Here is a 17,292-nt window from a genome sequence, read left to right as displayed (position 1 = left end):
GGCTCGACCGCGGTCCGCTCCGGCTCGGCCGCGGCCGTCGCGGCCTCGTCCGCACCGGCACTCGGTCCGTCGACGCCTGCCATGATCGTGCTCACATCCCACAGCACCCGCGACAGCGGCACGTCCAGCGCTTCGCAGATGGCGGCCAGCAATTCGCTGGAGGCCTCCTTGCGGCCCCGCTCGACTTCGGAGAGATAGCCGAGGCTCACCCGCGCCGACGTCGACACCTCGCGCAAGGTCCGGTTCTGGGCGAGACGCGCACGCCGCAGACTGTCCCCGATCGCCTCTCGCAGCAGCGTCATCTCGTTCTCCTTCGCTCCCGGTCGCCGGGCCGACGCGATTTTCGACCCCACGCATGCCGTTCTTTCTGGCACAACGACGGAACCGGGGCGGATGGTTCCCGCCGGGACACTCAGCCGCTCCGCCCGTCGCGGTCGGCCGGGTTCGTGCCCGCCTCCCGCACACACCGCAGCAATTCCGCCACCGCCGTGCGCGTCGCACCGATTCTGATCGTCCACCGGTCGCCGGGGAGTTTCAACCGGACCACCTCGGTATGCCCGGGACCGGCCAGTCCGAGGAAAACCGTGCCGACCGGGTGCCCGTCCTGCGAATCGGGGCCCGCGACGCCGGTCAGCCCGACACCCCAGTCCGCGCCGCAACGGGTGCGGGCGCCGACGGCCAGCTGTTCCGCGGTGCTCGCCGCCACCGGGCCCTCGGCCGCGAGGACCTCGGCGTCGACGCCCGCGAGACTCTGCTTGAGGTCGGTGGCGTACACCACCAGCCCGCCGCGCAGCACCGCACTGGCGCCGGGCACCCCGGCGATGGTCGCGGCGAGCAGGCCCGCGGTCAGCGATTCCGCGGTGGCCACCGTTTGCCGCACCGTCACCAGCGCGCGAACGAGTTCGATGGCGGGCACCTCGGCGACCAGCGGATCACTCATACGCCGCGGTTCCGCCCCGGCCCGCCCGCGAACCACACCCGGGCCGCCTGACCGACGTAATCGAGTCCGGTGGCCACGGTCAGCGCGACCGCCAGGTACATCAGCAGCATGCCGACCTCGGCGACCCAGCCCGACAGCGGCAAAAGCAGCATCGCGATGGCCAGCGATTGAACCAGCGTCTTGAGCTTGCCGCCGCGCCCGGCCGGGATCACCCCGCGCCGCACGACGACCAGGCGCAGCAGCGTGACGCCGATCTCCCTGCCGCAGATCACCAAGGTGATCCACCAGGCCAGATCGCCGAGCACGGACAGCCCGATCACCGCCGACCCGATCAGCGCCTTGTCCGCGATGGGATCGGCCAGTTTGCCGAAATCGGTCACCAGGCCGTATTTGCGAGCGAGTTGCCCGTCGAACCGATCCGTGATCGCGGCGAGGCCGAACAGGGCCGCGGCGGCGATCCGCCACCCGGTCTGGTGCCCATCCCCGGCGAACAGCGCGACGACGAACAGCGGCACGATCGCGATACGCAGCATGGTGAGCACGTTCGCGATGTTCAGCAGCGGCGGTCCGCTCTCGGCCTGCGCGGGCGCGAAGCCGGGCCGCAGCGGGGCGGGCGCGCTCCAGGGGCGGTCCGTCTCGTCGGGTTGCACGCTCATGCCTTCGCCTCACCGGCGATCGGCTCGCTCACAGCCGCCTCGTCGGACCGCCGCGCCGGACGGCGCGGTGCGGTGAGCTGAACGAGCGGATCTGCGGCACACGTTCAGACTATCGGTAGCCGGGCCGACTACTGTGCACCCCATGACCTCTCGGGGACCACTAGGTGGTTCGACAAGCGACGCGTATCCGGGCGCGGCTTCGGCCGCGCAGAGCTCCCTCCCGGTCGTCCGACGCGCGCGAACCTCCGATGTCCCCGAGATCAAGCGTCTCGTCGACGTCTACGCAGGCCGGATCCTGCTGGAGAAGAACCTGGTCACGCTCTACGAGGCGGTGCAGGAGTTCTGGGTCGCCGAACTCGACGGCCGCGTGGTCGGCTGCGGTGCTCTGCACGTGCTGTGGGCCGATCTCGGGGAAGTGCGCACGGTCGCGGTGCATCCCGACGTCAAGGGCGGCGGTGTGGGCAAGCTCATCGTGCGGCGGCTGATCGAGGTGGCGCGCGAACTCGAGCTGGAGCGGCTGTTCGTGCTGACCTTCGAGGTGGAGTTCTTCGGCAGGCACGGGTTCGTCGAGATCGACGGGACGCCGGTCACCGCCGAGGTGTACGCGGAGATGTGCCGCTCGTACGACACCGGTGTGGCCGAATTCCTCGATCTCAGCTATGTGAAGCCGAACACTCTCGGCAATACCCGAATGCTGCTGACGCTCTGAGTCCCTCCCCACAGGAAGCGATACCCGTGCCGATCTTCGCCGTCCACTACGTCTACTCCGAGGCCACCGTCGCGGGCCGGGACGTCCACCGTCCCGAGCACCGGGCCTGGCTGGCCGGTCTGCTCGAGGCGGGGACCCTGCTCAGCAGCGGTCCGTACCCGGACGGGTCCGGAGCGCTGCTGCTGTTCCGCGCGCAGGACGCGGGGCAGCTGAAGGACCTGCTCGCCCAGGATCCGTTCGCGCGGGAGAACCTCATCGATGACGTCCGCGCGGTGGAGTGGGCGCCGGTCTTCGGCGCCTTCGCGCCCTGACGGCTACCGATCCGCTCGGACCCGCGTGCGGAGCAGGCTGGCGACCGTCGCGACCACCAGGATGACCAGGATCACGCCCAGCGAGACGGCCGTGGAGATCTCCGGGACCGCGACGTGCTCGCCGCCGTTGACGAACGGCAGCGTGTTCTCGTGCAGGGCGTGCAGCACAAGCTTCACGCCGATGAACGCGAGGATCGCCGCCAGCCCGTAGGACAGGTACACCAGCCGGTCGAGCAGCCCGCCGATCAAGAAGTACAGCTGTCGCAGGCCCATGAGCGCGAAGGCGTTGGCGGTGAAGACCAGATACGGCTGTTCGGTCAGGCCGTAGATGGCCGGGATGGAGTCCAGCGCGAAGAGCAGGTCGGCGAACCCGATGGCCAGCAGCGCCAGCAACAGCGGCGTGACAACCCGGCGGCCGTCCACCCTGGTCACCAGCTTGTCGCCGTCGTATTCGTCGGTCGTCGGCAGCACCCGCTTGGCCAGCGCGACGATCCTGCTGTCTCGTTTCTCCTCGACCTCGACCTCGTGGCCGCTCTCCCGCAACAACTTGACCGCGGTGTAGACCAGGAACAACCCGAACAGGTAGAACACCCAACTGAACGCGCTGATGGCGGCCGCGCCGACGGCGATGAACGCGCCGCGCATGACCAGCGCGAGCACGATGCCGATCAGCAGCACCTTCTGCTGGTAGATCCGCGGCACCGCGAAGGTGGACATGATGATCAGGAAGACGAACAGGTTGTCCACCGAGAGCGCTTTCTCGGTGACGAAGCCCGCGTAGTACTCCCCGGCGTAGGTCGAGCCCCACTGCCAGGCGACCACGCCGCCGAACAGCAGCGCCAGCCCGATGTAGACCGCGGACCAGAACCCGGATTCCCGGAAGGTCGGCTCGTGCGGGGTGCGGACATGGGCGAAGAAGTCGAAGACGAACAGGCCGAGGATCACCACGACGGTGACCGCCCATTCGAGTGCGGTTACGTGCATACGGTGTGCCGATCGAAGAACATGATGTCCATAATGCCCGATTTGTCCGTTACTGCGTGATTGCGGGATGATTGCCACCCATAATTCCACATGCGTTCACCCGGCCCTTCGTGCCACAGTCGTCACTTGTGGCCGACGACTACCGCACCCTCAACCGCGCGAACTGGGACGAACGGGCTCCCGCGCACGTGGCCTCCCGCGAATACGCGGTCGACCGCTTCGTCACCGACCCCGCCTTCCTCAGCGACGTCGTGCGCTTCGATCTCCCGCTGCTCGGTGACATCTCCGGCCTGCGCGGCGTGCACCTGCAGTGCCACATCGGCACCGACACGCTGTCCTTGGCGCGGCTCGGCGCGATGATGACCGGACTCGACTTCTCCCCTGCCTCCTTGGCACAGGCTCGGTCGCTGGCCGAGCGGACCGCGACGCCGATCGATTTCGTCGAGGCGGACGTCTACGACGCGGTCGACGCTCTCGGCGGAGCACGATTCGACCTGGTGTTCACCGGCATCGGCGCGCTGTGCTGGCTGCCGAGCGTCGCCAGGTGGGCGGAGGTCGTCGCCGGGCTGTTGCGGCCGGGCGGACGGCTGTTCCTGCGGGAAGGCCATCCCGCGCTGTGGTCGATGGACGACGACCACGACGGCAGGCTCGTCGTCGGCTACCCGTACTTCGAGACGCCCGACCCGATGGTCTTCCAGGACGGCGCCACCTACGTCGAGACCGATGTCCAGCTCAACCGGACCACCACGCACGAATGGAACCACGGCCTCGGCGAGGTCGTGACCGCACTGCTCGCGGCGGGCCTTACGCTGACCGGCTTGGTCGAACATCGCAGTGTTCCGTGGAACGCGCTGCCCGGCCTGATGTCGGTGGGCCGAGACGGTGAATGGCGGCTGACCCGGCACCCGGAGAGGCTGCCGTTGAGCTATACCCTTCAGGCACGAAAGAACTGAACCGGGGTAGTGTCGTCGGAGACGCGAAAGCGGTTCCCAACACCGGCATCCGGTGCTAATTTCTGAGCCGCGAAGATCAGACCACAGGAAGGCGAGACGATGACCGCGACGGCTGGGCGACAGGTGTCGCCGAGCGATGTGTCGCATGTCCGCGTCGTGCTATCGGCCTCGTCCGCCTCTCGGCGCACGAGCGCGCGGAGCCGCCCCTGAACGTGTCTTTCACAGACCCGTACCGAACAGGGGGTCACTCCGCGGCGAACAGCCTGGAGTGACCCCTTTTTCGTGCGACCGATCCCTCGTAGCCCAACAGGTAGAGGCGCCGGACCTAGATTCCGGGAGATGCGAGTTCGAATCTCGCCGAGGGAACCACCCGGATCATTCCGGCGACTCGGCGGGTTCGCCGTCCCCGCCGCCGCGGATCGACCACAGCAAGCCTTCCAGCTCATCGGGTTTCACCAGCACGTCGCGCGCTTTGGAACCCTCGCTCGGGCCGACCACACCGCGGGTCTCCATGAGGTCCATCAGCCGCCCCGCCTTGGCGAAACCGACGCGCAGCTTGCGCTGGAGCATGGAGGTGGACCCGAATTGCGAGGTGACGACGAGTTCCACCGCCTGAAGGAAGACGTCGAGGTCGTCGCCGATATCGGGGTCGACGTCCTTCTTCTCGCCCGCCTTGGCGGCGGTGACGCCCTCTTGGTATTCCGGCTCCGCCTGGTTCTTGGTGAAGTCGACGACGGCGTGGATCTCCTCGTCGCTGATGAACGCGCCCTGCAACCGGGTCGGTTTGCCCGCTCCCATCGGCAGGAACAAGCCGTCGCCCATGCCGATCAGCTTCTCCGCGCCGGGCTGGTCGAGGATGACGCGCGAGTCGGTCAGCGAGGACGTGGCGAAGGCGAGCCGGGAGGGCACGTTGGTCTTGATCAGGCCGGTCACCACGTCCACCGAGGGCCGCTGCGTGGCCAGCACCAGGTGGATGCCGGCCGCGCGGGCCTTCTGGGTGATGCGGACGATGGCGTCCTCCACGTCGCGCGGAGCGGTCATCATGAGGTCGGCCAGCTCGTCGACGATGGCCAGGATGTACGGATAGGGCCGGTACACCCGTTCGCTGCCGAGCGGCGCGGTGATCGCCCCCGACTTCACCTTCTTGTTGAAGTCGTCGATGTGGCGCACCTTGTTGGCCTGCATGTCCTGGTAGCGCTGTTCCATCTCCTCGACCAGCCAGGCCAGCGCGGCGGCGGCCTTCTTCGGCTGCGTGATGATCGGCGTGATCAGGTGCGGAATGCCCTCGTAGGGCGTCAGTTCGACCATCTTCGGGTCGATCAGGATCATCCGTACCTCGTCCGGCGTCGCCCGTTGCAGCAGCGACACCAGCATCGAGTTCACGAAGCTCGATTTACCCGAACCGGTGGAACCCGCGACCAGCAGGTGCGGCATCTTGGCCAGGTTCGCCGAGACGAACTCGCCCTCGATGTTCTTGCCGAGACCGATCACCAGCGGATGGTGGTCGGTGCGCGTGGAAGGCGCCTTGAGCACGTCGGCCAGCCGGACCAGTTCGCGGTCGGCGTTCGGCACCTCGATGCCGACGGCGGACTTGCCCGGGATCGGCGCGAGCAACCGCACGTTCTCCGTCGCCACGGCGTAGGCGATATTGCGCGCCAGCGCGGTGATCTTCTCCACCTTCACGCCGGGGCCGAGCTCGACCTCGTAGCGCGTCACCGTCGGGCCGCGAACGAACCCCGTCACCGCGGCGTCGATCTTGAACTGCACCAGCACCTCGGTGATCGCCTCGATCATCGATTCGTTGGCGGCGCTGCGTTTCTTGGGCGGATCGCCATCGGTCAGCAACGACAACGGCGGCAGCGTGTAGTCGCCTTCCACCTCGCGGTCGGTGACGAACTCCAGCTGTTTCGGCGGCGGTGGCGTCTGATCCTCCACCACCGCGGCGGGGCGCTGCTTCCTCGGCTTGGGCTTCGGCGTGGGTTCCTCGGCCGCGATCTGCTTGGCGTCGCGCAGCGGGGGCTCGCCGAGCGACTCGGTGACCGCGTCGGGATCGCCGAACTCGTCGGGCGGGTAGTTCTCCGCAGGCGTGCGACCGCGCCGCTTCGTAGTGGCGCGATGCACCGGGAATCCGTCGGCGTCGTAGTCGGCCGGGTCGTAGTCCCGGCGCTCGCCGTCGAATTCGCCGTATTCGTCGTCGATCTCGGCGCCGAGGTAGCGCCGCAGCTTGGCGGGTACCTCGCGCACCGTCGTCCCGGTCACGAGCAGCGCGCCGAAGACGATGGCCAGCAACAGGATCGGAACCGAGAGCCAGGCGGTGAGGCCGTCGGTCAGCGGACCGCCGGTCACGAAGCCGACGAAACCGGCGGCGCGGGAACGCCCGTGCGCGTCGGTGGGAGCGCCCGCGGCGATGTGCCACAGTCCGAGGGCGGGCAAGCCGATCAGCAGGCCGCCGAGCACCAGGCGGGGCCGGATCTCGGGGCGCGGCTCGGTGCGCATCAGGACGACGGCGAGCCCGGAGGCGACGAACGGCAGAGCGGCGGAGGCCGATCCGGAGATCGCGCGGATCACGTCCTCGACCAAGTGGCCGATCGGGCCGCCCGCCGACAACCAGACCGCCGCCGCGATCACGGCGCTCAGCGCGATCAGCGCCAGGGCGATGCCGTCGCGCCGATGCCCGTGTTCGATCTCGCCCGCGCGGCTCAGTGCCCGCGTGGTCGCGCCGAGCCCACGGGCCAGCATGGTCCAGCCGCTGCCGACGCTACGGGTGAGCACCGCGAGCGGAGCCGTGTCGGACGGGCGGCGCGCCGGACGCCGGGCCGCGGTGGTGCGCCGGCGGGGCGTGGTGGTGGTCCGGGGCGTCGCGGCGCGGGCCGTGGCCCCGCGCGAACGCGCCGTGCTGGTCCTCCCCCGCGCAGATCCCGCCCGCGCCCGAGTCGTCGTGGTGCTGCGGGACTTACCTGCCATGGCCCCAGGCTAGCCGCAATCGCCCCATCGAAACCATCCGCAACACTGGTGCCGTAGCGCCTCTAGCGGCTTTTCGCCGGTCCCGTGCGTCCTCGACCGGGCGACGACGCGGAAATCAGACCGAGCGGTCCGACTCGAGAACGGCCTTGACGGCCTCGGGAGAGCCGGAGGTCTCCAGCCGTACCTCGTCCCGGCCGAAGGCGTGCAACACCAGTTCCGACGGCTTGCCGGTGAGCGTGACGACGTCCTCGGACGCCGACCGCACCACCGTCCGCCTGCCGTCCGGCGTCACCAGCTCGACCGTGACCGGCGCCTTGCGGTAGGCCATCCTGGCCATCTTGCGCAGCACCGACCACAGCTGGTCCTCGTCGGCGGCGGGCAGTTCGCGTGGCTGCCAGTCGGGCGCGGCGCGGCGCACGTCCTCGTGATGGACGAACATCTCCGACAGGTTGACCACCGCGTCGACCGGCCGCAGCGGCGACCACAACGGAGGACCGGTACGCACCAGCTTGAGCAACTCGGGAAACGGCTTGCGCGCCGCCTTCGCCTGCACGCGCTCGAGATATCCCGCGAACGGCTTCAGCAGGATGCCCGGCGCGGCGTCGGGCCGTCGCTCGCGAACCACCAAGTGGGCGGCCAGGTCTCGCACGGTCCACGCACCGCACAGCGTCCGCGCGTCCGGCCCCGCTGCCCGCATCGCCTCGACGATCCCTCGGCGCTCTCGCTGTGCCATATTCACAGTCCCGAACATACCGACCACTCGGCCCCGCCGCCGCGCGGCACGACGCGTCGCGGTCACGGCAACCGCGGCGCTCTCCCGCCGGGGCCTTCCCGCGGCGCGCGGCCGGGTCACGGCGTTCGCCGCTCTCCCTGCCGGGAAATCTCCGGCTAGCGTAATGAGAGTCGGCTCTGTACCTTGTCACTCGGTCCATCGGGTCGTGGGCCAATGACAAGAAGGGGCAAATCCTCGTGAAGAAGGTTGCTACCGGTGTGGCCGCGCTCGCGGCGGTAGGTGCGGCGCTGGCTGTCAGCGCGCCCGCCGCGAATGCCTACACCAACAATTACGGCGCGATCGCGCTGTCCACCTCCACCGGTTTGATCGGGTACTCCTACGACTACCCGAATTCGGCTGCCGCGGAACAACGCGCCGTGAACTCTTGCGGCGCGGCGGATTGCCAGTCGGTGGTCTGGTTCCGCAACGGCTGCGGCGCCGTGGCGTATTCCAGTGGCACCGGCACCTGGAGCTGGGGATACGCCTCGTCGCGACGCGGCGCGCAGGGCCAGGCCTTGGCGCACAACGATTCCGACGCCTACATCGTGCACTGGAACTGCACGTCCAACCACGGCTGACGCCCGGACTTCGAGTCGAAGGAAACAACGTGAAGCACCGCACTTTCCGGACCACCGTGGCCGTCGTCCTCACCGCACTGGCCTGCTCGCTGACCGCGTGCGCCTCCAACGACGACTCCTCGTCCACGAGCACCAGCGCCAACCCCGGCCACCCGGCCGGCGAGCTGGAAGGCGGCTCGGGCAAGGGCGACAAGGAGGCCGGCTCCGCGCCGACCACGCCGTCCTCGCCCGCACTGCCGAAGCCCACCGCGCAGCAGCTCAACGAACGGCTGCAGAAGGCGTTCGACCCCAACGTGCCGAACACCGAGAAGATCAGCTGGATCCAGGCCGCCGAGCAGGATCCCTACCTGGTCGCCAACCTCGTCGACGCCGCGAAGAAGCAGAAGGTCACCGTCGAGGTCACCAACGTGGGCGACCCGAAGGACGGCAAGCTCAAGGCCGACGCCAAGGTCACCATCGACGGCACCCCGGTGGACGACGCGTTCATCCAGTTCGTGTCCGAGGGCGGCCAGTGGAAGGTCGACCACACCTTCGCCTGCAACATCGTCAAGAGCGCGAAGATCGAGTCCGCCGCCTGCCAGGAGTAGGCGCACCGATACGTGAAGCGCCGGACAGCCCCGCTGTCCGGCGCTTTTCGCGCTCCGGGGTCAGACCCCGATGACGGTCGGCACGATCATCGGACGACGACGGTAGGTATCGGCCACCCAGCGGCCGACCACCCGGCGCACGCCCTGCGCGATGCGATGGGTGTCGGTGACGCCCTCGCCCGCCAGCCGCAGCAGTTCGGCTTCCACCAGCTCCGCCGCGTCCAGCAGTGCGGTGGGATCGTCGGAGAAGCCGCGTCCGCTCAGCTCCGGCGTGCTCACCGCCTTGCCGGTGGTCTCGTCGATGGCGACGGTGATGGCGATGAATCCGCCCTCGCCGAGCACCAGCCGGTCCGACAGCGTCGACTCCCCGACGTCGCCCACCGACAGTCCGTCGACGTACACGTGGCCCACCGGCACCCGGCCGACGACCGAGGCGATGCCGTCGACCAGGTCGACCACCACACCGTCCTCGGCCAGCACCACCCGCTCCTGCGGCACCCCGGTGGCCACCGCCAGCGCCGCGTTCGCGCGCAGGTGGCGCCATTCGCCGTGCACCGGCATCGCGTTGGTCGGCCGCACCGCGTTGTACAGATACAGCAGCTCGCCCGCCGAAGCGTGCCCGGAGACGTGCACCTTGGCGTTCTGCTGGGTGATCACCGTTGCCCCGAGCCGGGCCAAGCCGTTGACCACCGCGAACACCGAGTTCTCGTTGCCAGGGATGAGCGAGGAGGCCAGCACCACCAGGTCGTCGGGACGGATGTTGATCTGCCGGTGATCGCCGCGCGCCATGCGCGACAGCGCCGACAGCGGCTCGCCCTGCGAACCCGTGGAGATCAGCACCAGGCGGTGGCTGGGCAAGGTGGCGGCGACATCGAGATCGACGACCACGCCGTCCGGCACGGTGAGATAACCCAGATCCTGGGCGATCTGCATATTGCGGACCATGGAGCGGCCCACGAAGCACACCCGCCGCCCGTACTTCTGGGCCACGTCGACGACCTGCTGGATGCGGTGCACGTGACTGGCGAAGGACGCGACGATGACCCGGCCGCTCGCCTTGCCGATGACCGAGTCCAGCACGCCGCCGATCTCCCGCTCCGGCGTGACGAAACCGGGCACCTCGGCGTTGGTCGAGTCCACCAGGAACAGGTCGACGCCCTCGTCACCGAGCCGGGAGAACCCCGCCAGATCGGTGAGCCGTCCATCCAGCGGGAGCTGGTCGAGCTTGATGTCACCGGTGTGCAGGGCGACGCCCGCGGGCGTGCGGATGGCGACCGCGAGCGCGTCGGGAATGGAATGGTTGACCGCGAAGTACTCGCAGCCGAACGGGCCGTGGCTGGTCTGCTGCCCCTCGGTCACTTCGATCAGCTTCGGGTGCAAGCGGTGTTCCCGGCATTTCGCGGCGACCAGCGCGAGGGTGAACTTCGAGCCGACGACCGGGATATCGGGCCGCAGCCGCAGCAGGAACGGCACCGCGCCGATGTGGTCCTCGTGTCCGTGGGTGAGCACGACGGCCACCACGTCGTCGATCCGGTCCTCGATGGGGCGGAAATCCGGGAGGATCAGATCGACACCCGGCTGCTGGTCCTCCGGGAACAGCACACCGCAGTCGACGACGAGCAGTTTGCCGCCGTACTCGAAAACCGTCATGTTGCGGCCGATTTCACCGATGCCGCCGAGTGCGACCACGCGCAGGCCGTTCTCGGGCAGGGCGGGCGGGGCGCCGAGCCGGTCGTGCGCCGCGATCGGATCCGCTTTCGCCGGAGGCTCTTCGGCCCGTCGTGCACCGGACTGTCCCCGTCCACGACCCGCTCGGCGGGACCCGGAATCCTGCGATCTGGCCGCTCGGCGCGTCTGCGCGGGTGCTGCCGGCTGCTCGGCCGGTGCGGCGGAAACCGACGTTTCGGCCAGCGGGGGCTCGGGCAGCGCGACGGTCTCCGGCGGCGCCGCCTGCGGTGCCGGCGCGGCGGGTGCGGGCGCTCCCGCGGGGCGGGACGCGCTGCGGCGACGACGGGGTAGGGACTCGCTCACGACAGCACTCCGACCGCTCGCAGGTCCGCGGCCAGCGCCTCCAACTGGTCGCCGGTCGGCATCAGCTGGGGCAGCCGCGGCTCGCCGACCTCGATGCCGAGCAGCCGCAGTCCGCCTTTGCTCATCGCGACGCCGCCCAGCCGCGCCATCGCGGCGTGCAGCGGCAGCAGCGTCACGTTGATCTCGCGGGCGCGCACGACTTCGCCCGCGGTGTACGCCTCCAGCAGCGCGCGCAGCTGCTCGGGCGCGAGATGCCCGATGACGCTGATGAATCCGGCCGCGCCCACCGACAGCCAGGGCAGGTTGAGCGCGTCGTCGCCGGAGTAGAACGTCAGGCCGGTGCTCGCGATGAGGTCGGCGCCCATGTTCAGGTCGCCCTTGGCGTCCTTGACCGCGACGATGCGCGGATGCTCGGCGAGCTTGCGGATGGTGTCGCTGGCGATCGGCACCACCGATCGTCCTGGAATGTCGTAGAGGGTGACCGGCAGGTCGGTGGCATCAGCGACGGCGGTGAAATGAGCGACCAGCCCCTCCTGCGAGGGCCGGGAATAGTACGGCGTCACCACGAGCAAACCGTGCGCACCCGCCCGCTGCGCGTTGCGCGCGAGTTCGATCGAATGCGCGGTGTCGTAGGTGCCCGCCCCCGCGATCACGGTCGCGCGCGTGCCGACGGCGTCGACGACGGCACGCAGCAGATCCGCCTTCTCCGATTCGGTGGTGGTCGGCGATTCACCGGTGGTCCCCGAGATCGCGAGCAGGTCGACGCCGCGGTCGACCAGGCGGGCCGCCAGCGCGACCCCGGCATCGACGTCGAGCTTGCCGTCGGCACTGAAGGGGGTCACCATCGCGACACCTACCGTGCCGGACGCACGCAGCTCCGTTGGCGTCGATTCACCGTTCGTCATGGTCAGAAAGGCTACCCGGTCCGGGACACACCCTCGACACCGTCGTCGGCGATCAGGCCGCAACAAGGACGCGAATCCATATCACCGACCGATGGATGATGTCATTTTGGCGCTTGCTTGATGTCATGAATGGCGTCACACTGACATCATGGACTTGAACAAGTACACCAGCAGGCTCGGCGAGAACCTGGTCGCCGCCGCGGCACTCGGTGACGAGAAGACGCAGGCCACGGCCGCCGCACTGGCGGCGGCCACCGAAGGCCCGGCCCGCTTGGTGCTGCTGGCCGCACTGTCGGAGCTCGCGGCCGAGGTCAGCGCCGCGCTCGGCGACCGAACGGTGCACGTCTCGGTCGACGGCACCGACGCCTCCATCGATGTGCGCAAGAGCACGACGGGCGACGAGACCCCCAGCTTCGAGGAGATGACCGGAGACATCAGCCGGGTCACGCTGCGGCTGGTGGAGCAGATGAAGGCGCGGGCGGAAGAGGCTGCCGCACAGAGCGGTCAGTCCCTGAACTCGTGGCTGTCGAGCGCCGTCCACGGAGCCTTGCGCGACCAGATGCGCGGGTACGGGCCCAAACGAGACATCTGACCCGGACGCGCTACAGCAGCGCGGCGAGATTGCCGCGATCGCCGACGACCACGTCGTCCAGTTCCAGCCAGTCGGCCATCTCGCGCAGCGCGCCGCCGAGGGCGTGTGCGGTGGCCGCGGTGTCGTACCCGGGCTCGGCGAACGCGGCGGGCACCCACAACCGGCCGTTCGCGCGTTCCGCCCGCAGATCGACGCGACCGACGAGTTCGCCGTCGAGCAGGAACGGGAAGACGTAATACCCGTGCACCCGCTTGTGTTCGGGGGTGTAGATCTCGATGCGGTAGTGGAAGTCGAAGATCCGCTCGGTGCGGGCACGGAAGAAGATGAGCGGGTCGAACGGGCACAGCAGCGCAGCGCCTTCCACGCGGCGCGGCGTGGGAGCGCCCGCCCGCAGATAAGCCGGTTTCCCCCAGCCCGCCACCTCCACCGGGATCAGCTCCCCCGCGTCCACCAGATCGGCGATGGCCGGTTCGGTCTGGGCGCGCTGGAGCCGGTAGTAGTCCCGCAGGTCGGCTTCGGTGCCGATGCCGTGTGCGGTGGCGGCGCGCAGCACGAGCTCACGCACGGCGTCCCGCTCGGCGACGTCGCGCGCCAGCACCTCGGCGGGCAGCACCCGCTCGGTCAGGTCGTAGTGCCTGGCGAAGCCGACGCGCGTGGCCACCGACAGCGCGCCCGCCGCGAAGAGCTGCTCGCAGAGCATCTTCGTATCGCTCAGATTCCACCAGGAGCCCTTCGGACGTGGCTTGTCCAGCTCCAGGTGGCGCTCCACCTCACCCGCGGTGGCCGGGCCCACCGCGGTGATCACGTCCAAAATGTCCTTGCCCAAGGTGGGATTGCGCTCGACCACCTTGCGCATGCCCGACCAACGCCCGTGCTCGTACCGCCGCATCCGCCAGCGCAGCAGCGGCCAGTCCTCGACCGGGATGAGCGCCGCCTCGTGCGCCCAATACTCGACGAGCGACCGTGGCCGCCGCGAGCCGTTGCTCCAAGCGGCCTGATCCAGGATCGTGCGGTCGTAGGGGCCGATCCGGCTGAACACCGGCGCGTAATGCGCCCGCACCACCGCCGACACCGAATCCAGTTGCAGCAGTTGCGTCCGGTCCAAGACTCCGAGCACCGTCCGCCGCGTGATCCGGCCGGGCCTGCGCGCCCCGAAACCCTGCGCCGCCAATGCCGTTCGCCGCGCCGCCGCCGCACCCATCTTCCGCATGACGCACAACGATGCCACGAGGCACCGACAGGGTTGGGGCGTCAGGTGGATACCGTGATCGCGCCGGTGGCATCTATCTCGGTGCGGCGGTCGCGGTCGGACGCGGTGGCCAGGACGGTGGCCAGGATGCGGCGGCCGGTCGGGAGGATGCGGACGGTGACCGAACCGTCGTTGGCGGCGTCCAGTTCCCTGGTGGCCGCGTCGATCACCTGCTGGCGCACCCGATGCGGGACGCCGGTGAAACCGCCGTCGTCGAGCAGGATCACCTCGACGCCGCGAGAACGGGCGCCGCGGGCGGCGCTGCTGAGCTGGTCGGTGGCCAGCTGCGGGGCCCGCAGCCCGTCGCGGAGTTCGGCTTCCAGGAGCCTGCACTGTTCCCGCTCGGCCGCGGTGAGTTCGTCGCCGTCGGCGATGCGTTCCAGGATCGGGCGCGCGACCGCGTCCAGCCGCGCCAGCTGCCGGGTGCGTTCGGAGTTCTCCGCGGCCATCGCGGCCTCCGCGGCCGCGCGCATGGCCGCTTCCTCGCGCAGCAGCCGCAGCGATCGCTGGGTGGGCCGCATGATCGCCGCGAACAGGGAGACGCCGGCCACCGTGGCGACCGGCACGATCGAACCGACGACGACGCCCGCCCGCAGACCGGCCACCACGCCGACCACGGCGATCACCACGCCGATGCCCGCGACACCGAGCCAGGCCGCGGCCAAGCGTCCGCGCAGCACCAGCACCGCCAGCACATAGGAGGCGGCGAACGCCGTCCACACCTGCTTCGACCAACCGTGCTCGACATCGAACGAGGTCAGCGCGGTGGCCAGCGGACCGGAGGCGGCGACGAACACCGTCGCCTGCCACGGCAGCGGATCGGTCGGCGCCGCCACCACCACGACACCGGCCAGCGCCAGCACGATCAGCGCCGCGATCGCGGCGGCCACAGGCGATTCCGAGAAGTTCCTGATCATGTACAGCGCGATGGTCGCTTCCAGCACGGCCAGGAACAACCAGGCCGCGCGGTCGCGGAGCCCGAGCAGATCACGCAAACCGAATTCGGTTTCCGGCTCAGCCATTTCCGCCCCACACCAGCGTCACGGTCGTCCCCTCACCCGGCTCCGACTCCACGAACCCGGCGCCACCGGCCAGTTGACGCATGCGGCCCAGGATGCTCACCGAGATGCCGAGCCGATCGACCGGCACCTCGCTCAGGTCGAAACCCGCGCCGTCGTCGCGGAACACCACGCGAATACCACCGGCGCTGATCGTCACCGTGACGGTCCTGCGCACCTCCCGCCCGGCGACGGTGGCGTGCCGCAGACTGTTGCGCGCGGCTTCGGCCAGCGCGGCCGCGATCGTGCTCGCGGCGTCCACCGGCAGGTGCAGATCGTCGAATCCGGCCCAGCGCCGCGTGGTGAACCGGATGCCGGGATTCACCTCGTGTACGGCCGAACGCAGGAACCCGATGGCGGATTGCGCGTCCAAGCGGTCGGGTTCGGTCTCGGCGACCCGGCACTCGTCGAGTTGTTCGAGGGTTCGTTCGGCCTGGCGGCGCAGCACCGGAGATTCGGTCCCCGCCCGCGAGGCGTCCAGCAGCGTGGACAGCACCGCGTCGTGGATCAGCGCGGCGAACCGCGCGCGTTCCCGTTCCCTGGCCGCCGCACCGGCGACCGCCGCGGCGCGGCTGCTCTCGATCGCCGACTCGCGATCCACTCGGGCCGCAGCCGCCCTGGCATAGATCACGCACCACAGGAACAGCGCGCTCAGTCCGGCAGCCCTGGCGAAATCGCCGAGCAGCGCGAGCGCGGTGGTCTCGCGCAGCACGATCAGATTGACCAGCGCGCTGAACGCCGCGCCCACCACCAGGTAGGCCACGGCCAGCGGCGGACGCCAGGCGAGCACGGCCGCGAGAACACCCAACGCCAGCACCCGGTACAGCCACACCGAGGCCGCCTCTTCGGCATTCGGCACCGCGTACGCCAGCGGAACCACCGCCATGGCCCCGAGAAAGCTCACCGCCGCAGCACCGGCCACCCGCTGGATCACACGCGTACTCATTCCGACCGAGACGACCGCGAGCACCGGGAAGAGCCCGAACGCCAGCGCCACCTCGACGGCCGTCCACCGGACGGGCACGAACCGGCTCTGATCGGCGATCTCGGGCAGTTCCACGACCGCGGCGATCACGCCCGCGATGCCGATGGCGAAGCCGAACCGACGCAGGATCCGATCGGCGGCGCCCTCGGAGACCTTCTCCCGGGACAACGCGAGGACGCCGCGACGCCAACGGCTCGCACGTGGCCGTTCGAGTGGGAGGGAGCGAGGATGCGACGGGGTGTCCAGCATGCTGGACGCGGTCATCCGCGCGGCTGCCGCTCTGGCACGGGGAGCCACCCGTCCTCCACCGCCCGCTTGTACAGGTCGGTCTTGGTCGGCGCCGGCCGACCGGCGTCGGCGTACTTCTGGCGGATCCGGCCGAGATAGTCGTTGACCGTCTGCTCGGACAGACCGGTCAGCCGCGCGACCCGGGAGGCCTTCTCCCCGGACGCGTACAGCGTGAGCACTTCCTCCTGACGCGGGCTCAGGCCCACGTTCGACAACTGCGGATCCCCGTCGATGGCGGCGGCCCAGTCGGTGGTGACCACCTGCTCGCCGCTGGCCGCGCGACGCACGGCGGCGACGACGGTCGGCACGTCCTCGGACTTGCGCACCACACCGAGCACCCCGGCGCGCGCGGCGGAGCGCACCAGGAACGCGTTGTCCGCGCCGGTGAAGACCAGTACCTCGATGCCGCGGTCACGCAGGGCGCGCACATTGTCCTCGGGCGAGGACCCGTCGGCCAGCCGCAGGTCGAGCACCACCAGATCCAGCTGCGGCGCGCCGTCGGCGGCGGCCAGCAGTTCCGGCACGGTGCCCGCGGTCAGCACCAGATCGAGATCCGTTTCCGGTGCGAGCATCGCGGCGAGACCGATCGCCACAGACTCGTGGTCCTCGACCAATCCGATTCGACGCGGCGCGTTCTCGCTGCCTTCGGCCCAGGTCACCTGGTTCTCCCATCCCGAGCTACTCGTACACATCCCCACCGCGACAACATCGCAGACAGTATGCCGGGCAA

At 69.7% G+C, this 17,292-nt stretch carries 18 protein-coding genes and 1 tRNA gene; 7 read left to right on the top strand and 12 right to left on the bottom strand.

The annotated features are described in order from the left end of the window. From NB3_RS30410 to pgsA, 3 genes are all read right to left on the bottom strand, one after another. On the bottom strand, positions 1–302 hold a 302-nt coding region (locus NB3_RS30410), incomplete at its 3' end, for a helix-turn-helix domain-containing protein (RefSeq protein ID WP_244892150.1). A 110-nt stretch (positions 303–412) separates the two neighbouring features. Further along, positions 413–940, bottom strand: coding sequence for a CinA family protein (locus tag NB3_RS30405; protein WP_067810118.1), 528 nt, complete (start codon positions 938–940; stop codon positions 413–415). Further along, positions 937–1,596 (bottom strand): CDP-diacylglycerol--glycerol-3-phosphate 3-phosphatidyltransferase, encoded by a 660-nt coding sequence (pgsA, locus tag NB3_RS30400; RefSeq protein ID WP_067810094.1) that lies wholly within the window; start codon positions 1,594–1,596, stop codon positions 937–939. Before pgsA ends, NB3_RS30405 begins: the two co-directional genes overlap by 4 nt. 142 nt (positions 1,597–1,738) lie before the next feature. Between pgsA and NB3_RS30395 the strand changes: the two genes are divergently transcribed. Both NB3_RS30395 and NB3_RS30390 read left to right on the top strand, forming a co-directional pair. Continuing rightward, positions 1,739–2,305 carry an amino-acid N-acetyltransferase gene (locus NB3_RS30395; protein WP_067810092.1) on the top strand — a complete coding sequence of 189 codons (567 nt, stop codon included), beginning with the start codon at positions 1,739–1,741 and terminating at the stop codon, positions 2,303–2,305. 26 nt (positions 2,306–2,331) lie between these two features. Continuing rightward, a complete protein-coding gene (locus NB3_RS30390; protein ID WP_067810090.1) occupies positions 2,332–2,616 on the top strand; it encodes a YciI family protein in 285 nt (94 codons plus the stop codon). 3 nt (positions 2,617–2,619) lie between these two features. On the opposite strand, the gene NB3_RS30385 is transcribed toward NB3_RS30390, so the two are convergent. After that, positions 2,620–3,600: a TerC family protein gene (locus tag NB3_RS30385; RefSeq protein WP_067810088.1), complete on the bottom strand. Its 981-nt coding sequence runs from the start codon at positions 3,598–3,600 to the stop codon at positions 2,620–2,622. Between the two features lie 128 nt (positions 3,601–3,728). Between NB3_RS30385 and NB3_RS30380 the strand changes: the two genes are divergently transcribed. After that, positions 3,729–4,553, top strand: a complete 825-nt coding sequence (locus NB3_RS30380) for a class I SAM-dependent methyltransferase (protein WP_067810086.1) — start codon at positions 3,729–3,731, stop codon at positions 4,551–4,553. A gap of 292 nt (positions 4,554–4,845) precedes the next feature. Beyond that, positions 4,846–4,922 (top strand) — tRNA-Leu (locus NB3_RS30375). A gap of 6 nt (positions 4,923–4,928) precedes the next feature. Here NB3_RS30375 and NB3_RS30370 read toward each other — a convergent pair. Together NB3_RS30370 and NB3_RS30365 are read right to left on the bottom strand one after the other, a co-directional pair. After that, positions 4,929–7,517, bottom strand: a complete 2,589-nt coding sequence (locus tag NB3_RS30370) for a DNA translocase FtsK (RefSeq protein ID WP_067810084.1) — start codon at positions 7,515–7,517, stop codon at positions 4,929–4,931. 115 nt (positions 7,518–7,632) lie between these two features. After that, positions 7,633–8,256, bottom strand: a complete 624-nt coding sequence (locus tag NB3_RS30365) for a TIGR03085 family metal-binding protein (RefSeq protein WP_157112097.1) — start codon at positions 8,254–8,256, stop codon at positions 7,633–7,635. A 230-nt stretch (positions 8,257–8,486) separates the two neighbouring features. Here NB3_RS30365 and NB3_RS30360 point away from each other — a divergent pair, with 230 nt between their 5' ends. Continuing rightward, complete coding sequence (locus NB3_RS30360; protein WP_244892149.1) at positions 8,487–8,867, top strand: DUF4189 domain-containing protein; 381 nt, start codon at positions 8,487–8,489, stop codon at positions 8,865–8,867. 29 nt (positions 8,868–8,896) lie between these two features. Then, the gene (locus NB3_RS30355; protein WP_067810079.1) at positions 8,897–9,454 is read left to right on the top strand and encodes a WKL family lipoprotein; all 558 of its coding nucleotides are present in this window, start codon (positions 8,897–8,899) and stop codon (positions 9,452–9,454) included. A 60-nt stretch (positions 9,455–9,514) separates the two neighbouring features. On the opposite strand, the gene NB3_RS30350 is transcribed toward NB3_RS30355, so the two are convergent. Together NB3_RS30350 and dapA are read right to left on the bottom strand one after the other, a co-directional pair. Continuing rightward, entirely contained in the window at positions 9,515–11,485 is a 1,971-nt protein-coding gene (locus tag NB3_RS30350; protein WP_067810078.1) for a ribonuclease J, read from the bottom strand. After that, a complete protein-coding gene (gene dapA, locus NB3_RS30345) occupies positions 11,482–12,390 on the bottom strand; it encodes a 4-hydroxy-tetrahydrodipicolinate synthase (RefSeq protein WP_067810077.1) in 909 nt (302 codons plus the stop codon). Before dapA ends, NB3_RS30350 begins: the two co-directional genes overlap by 4 nt. 148 nt (positions 12,391–12,538) lie before the next feature. Here dapA and NB3_RS30340 point away from each other — a divergent pair, with 148 nt between their 5' ends. Then, positions 12,539–12,982, top strand: coding sequence for a hypothetical protein (locus NB3_RS30340; RefSeq protein ID WP_067810076.1), 444 nt, complete (start codon positions 12,539–12,541; stop codon positions 12,980–12,982). A 10-nt stretch (positions 12,983–12,992) separates the two neighbouring features. Here NB3_RS30340 and NB3_RS30335 read toward each other — a convergent pair whose 3' ends face one another. Genes NB3_RS30335 through NB3_RS30320 form a run of 4 tightly spaced genes read right to left on the bottom strand, consistent with a single transcriptional unit; the run spans position 12,993 to position 17,254 of the window. After that, a complete protein-coding gene (locus tag NB3_RS30335; RefSeq protein ID WP_067810075.1) occupies positions 12,993–14,192 on the bottom strand; it encodes a winged helix-turn-helix domain-containing protein in 1,200 nt (399 codons plus the stop codon). A 41-nt stretch (positions 14,193–14,233) separates the two neighbouring features. Next, the gene (locus tag NB3_RS30330; protein ID WP_067810073.1) at positions 14,234–15,253 is read right to left on the bottom strand and encodes a DUF8320 family protein; all 1,020 of its coding nucleotides are present in this window, start codon (positions 15,251–15,253) and stop codon (positions 14,234–14,236) included. Continuing rightward, a complete protein-coding gene (locus NB3_RS30325; protein WP_067810116.1) occupies positions 15,246–16,538 on the bottom strand; it encodes an ATP-binding protein in 1,293 nt (430 codons plus the stop codon). Before NB3_RS30325 ends, NB3_RS30330 begins: the two co-directional genes overlap by 8 nt. Further along, entirely contained in the window at positions 16,535–17,254 is a 720-nt protein-coding gene (locus NB3_RS30320; RefSeq protein ID WP_067810071.1) for a DNA-binding response regulator, read from the bottom strand. The genes NB3_RS30325 and NB3_RS30320 overlap by 4 nt, the downstream gene beginning before the upstream one ends. Positions 17,255–17,292: the final 38 nt, after the last annotated feature.

Source organism: Nocardia beijingensis NBRC 16342 (assembly GCF_001612785.1).
Classification (GTDB): domain Bacteria; phylum Actinomycetota; class Actinomycetes; order Mycobacteriales; family Mycobacteriaceae; genus Nocardia; species Nocardia beijingensis.
The sequence above is the reverse complement of the archived record's forward strand: the minus strand, read 5'-3'. Positions and strand labels throughout refer to the sequence as shown.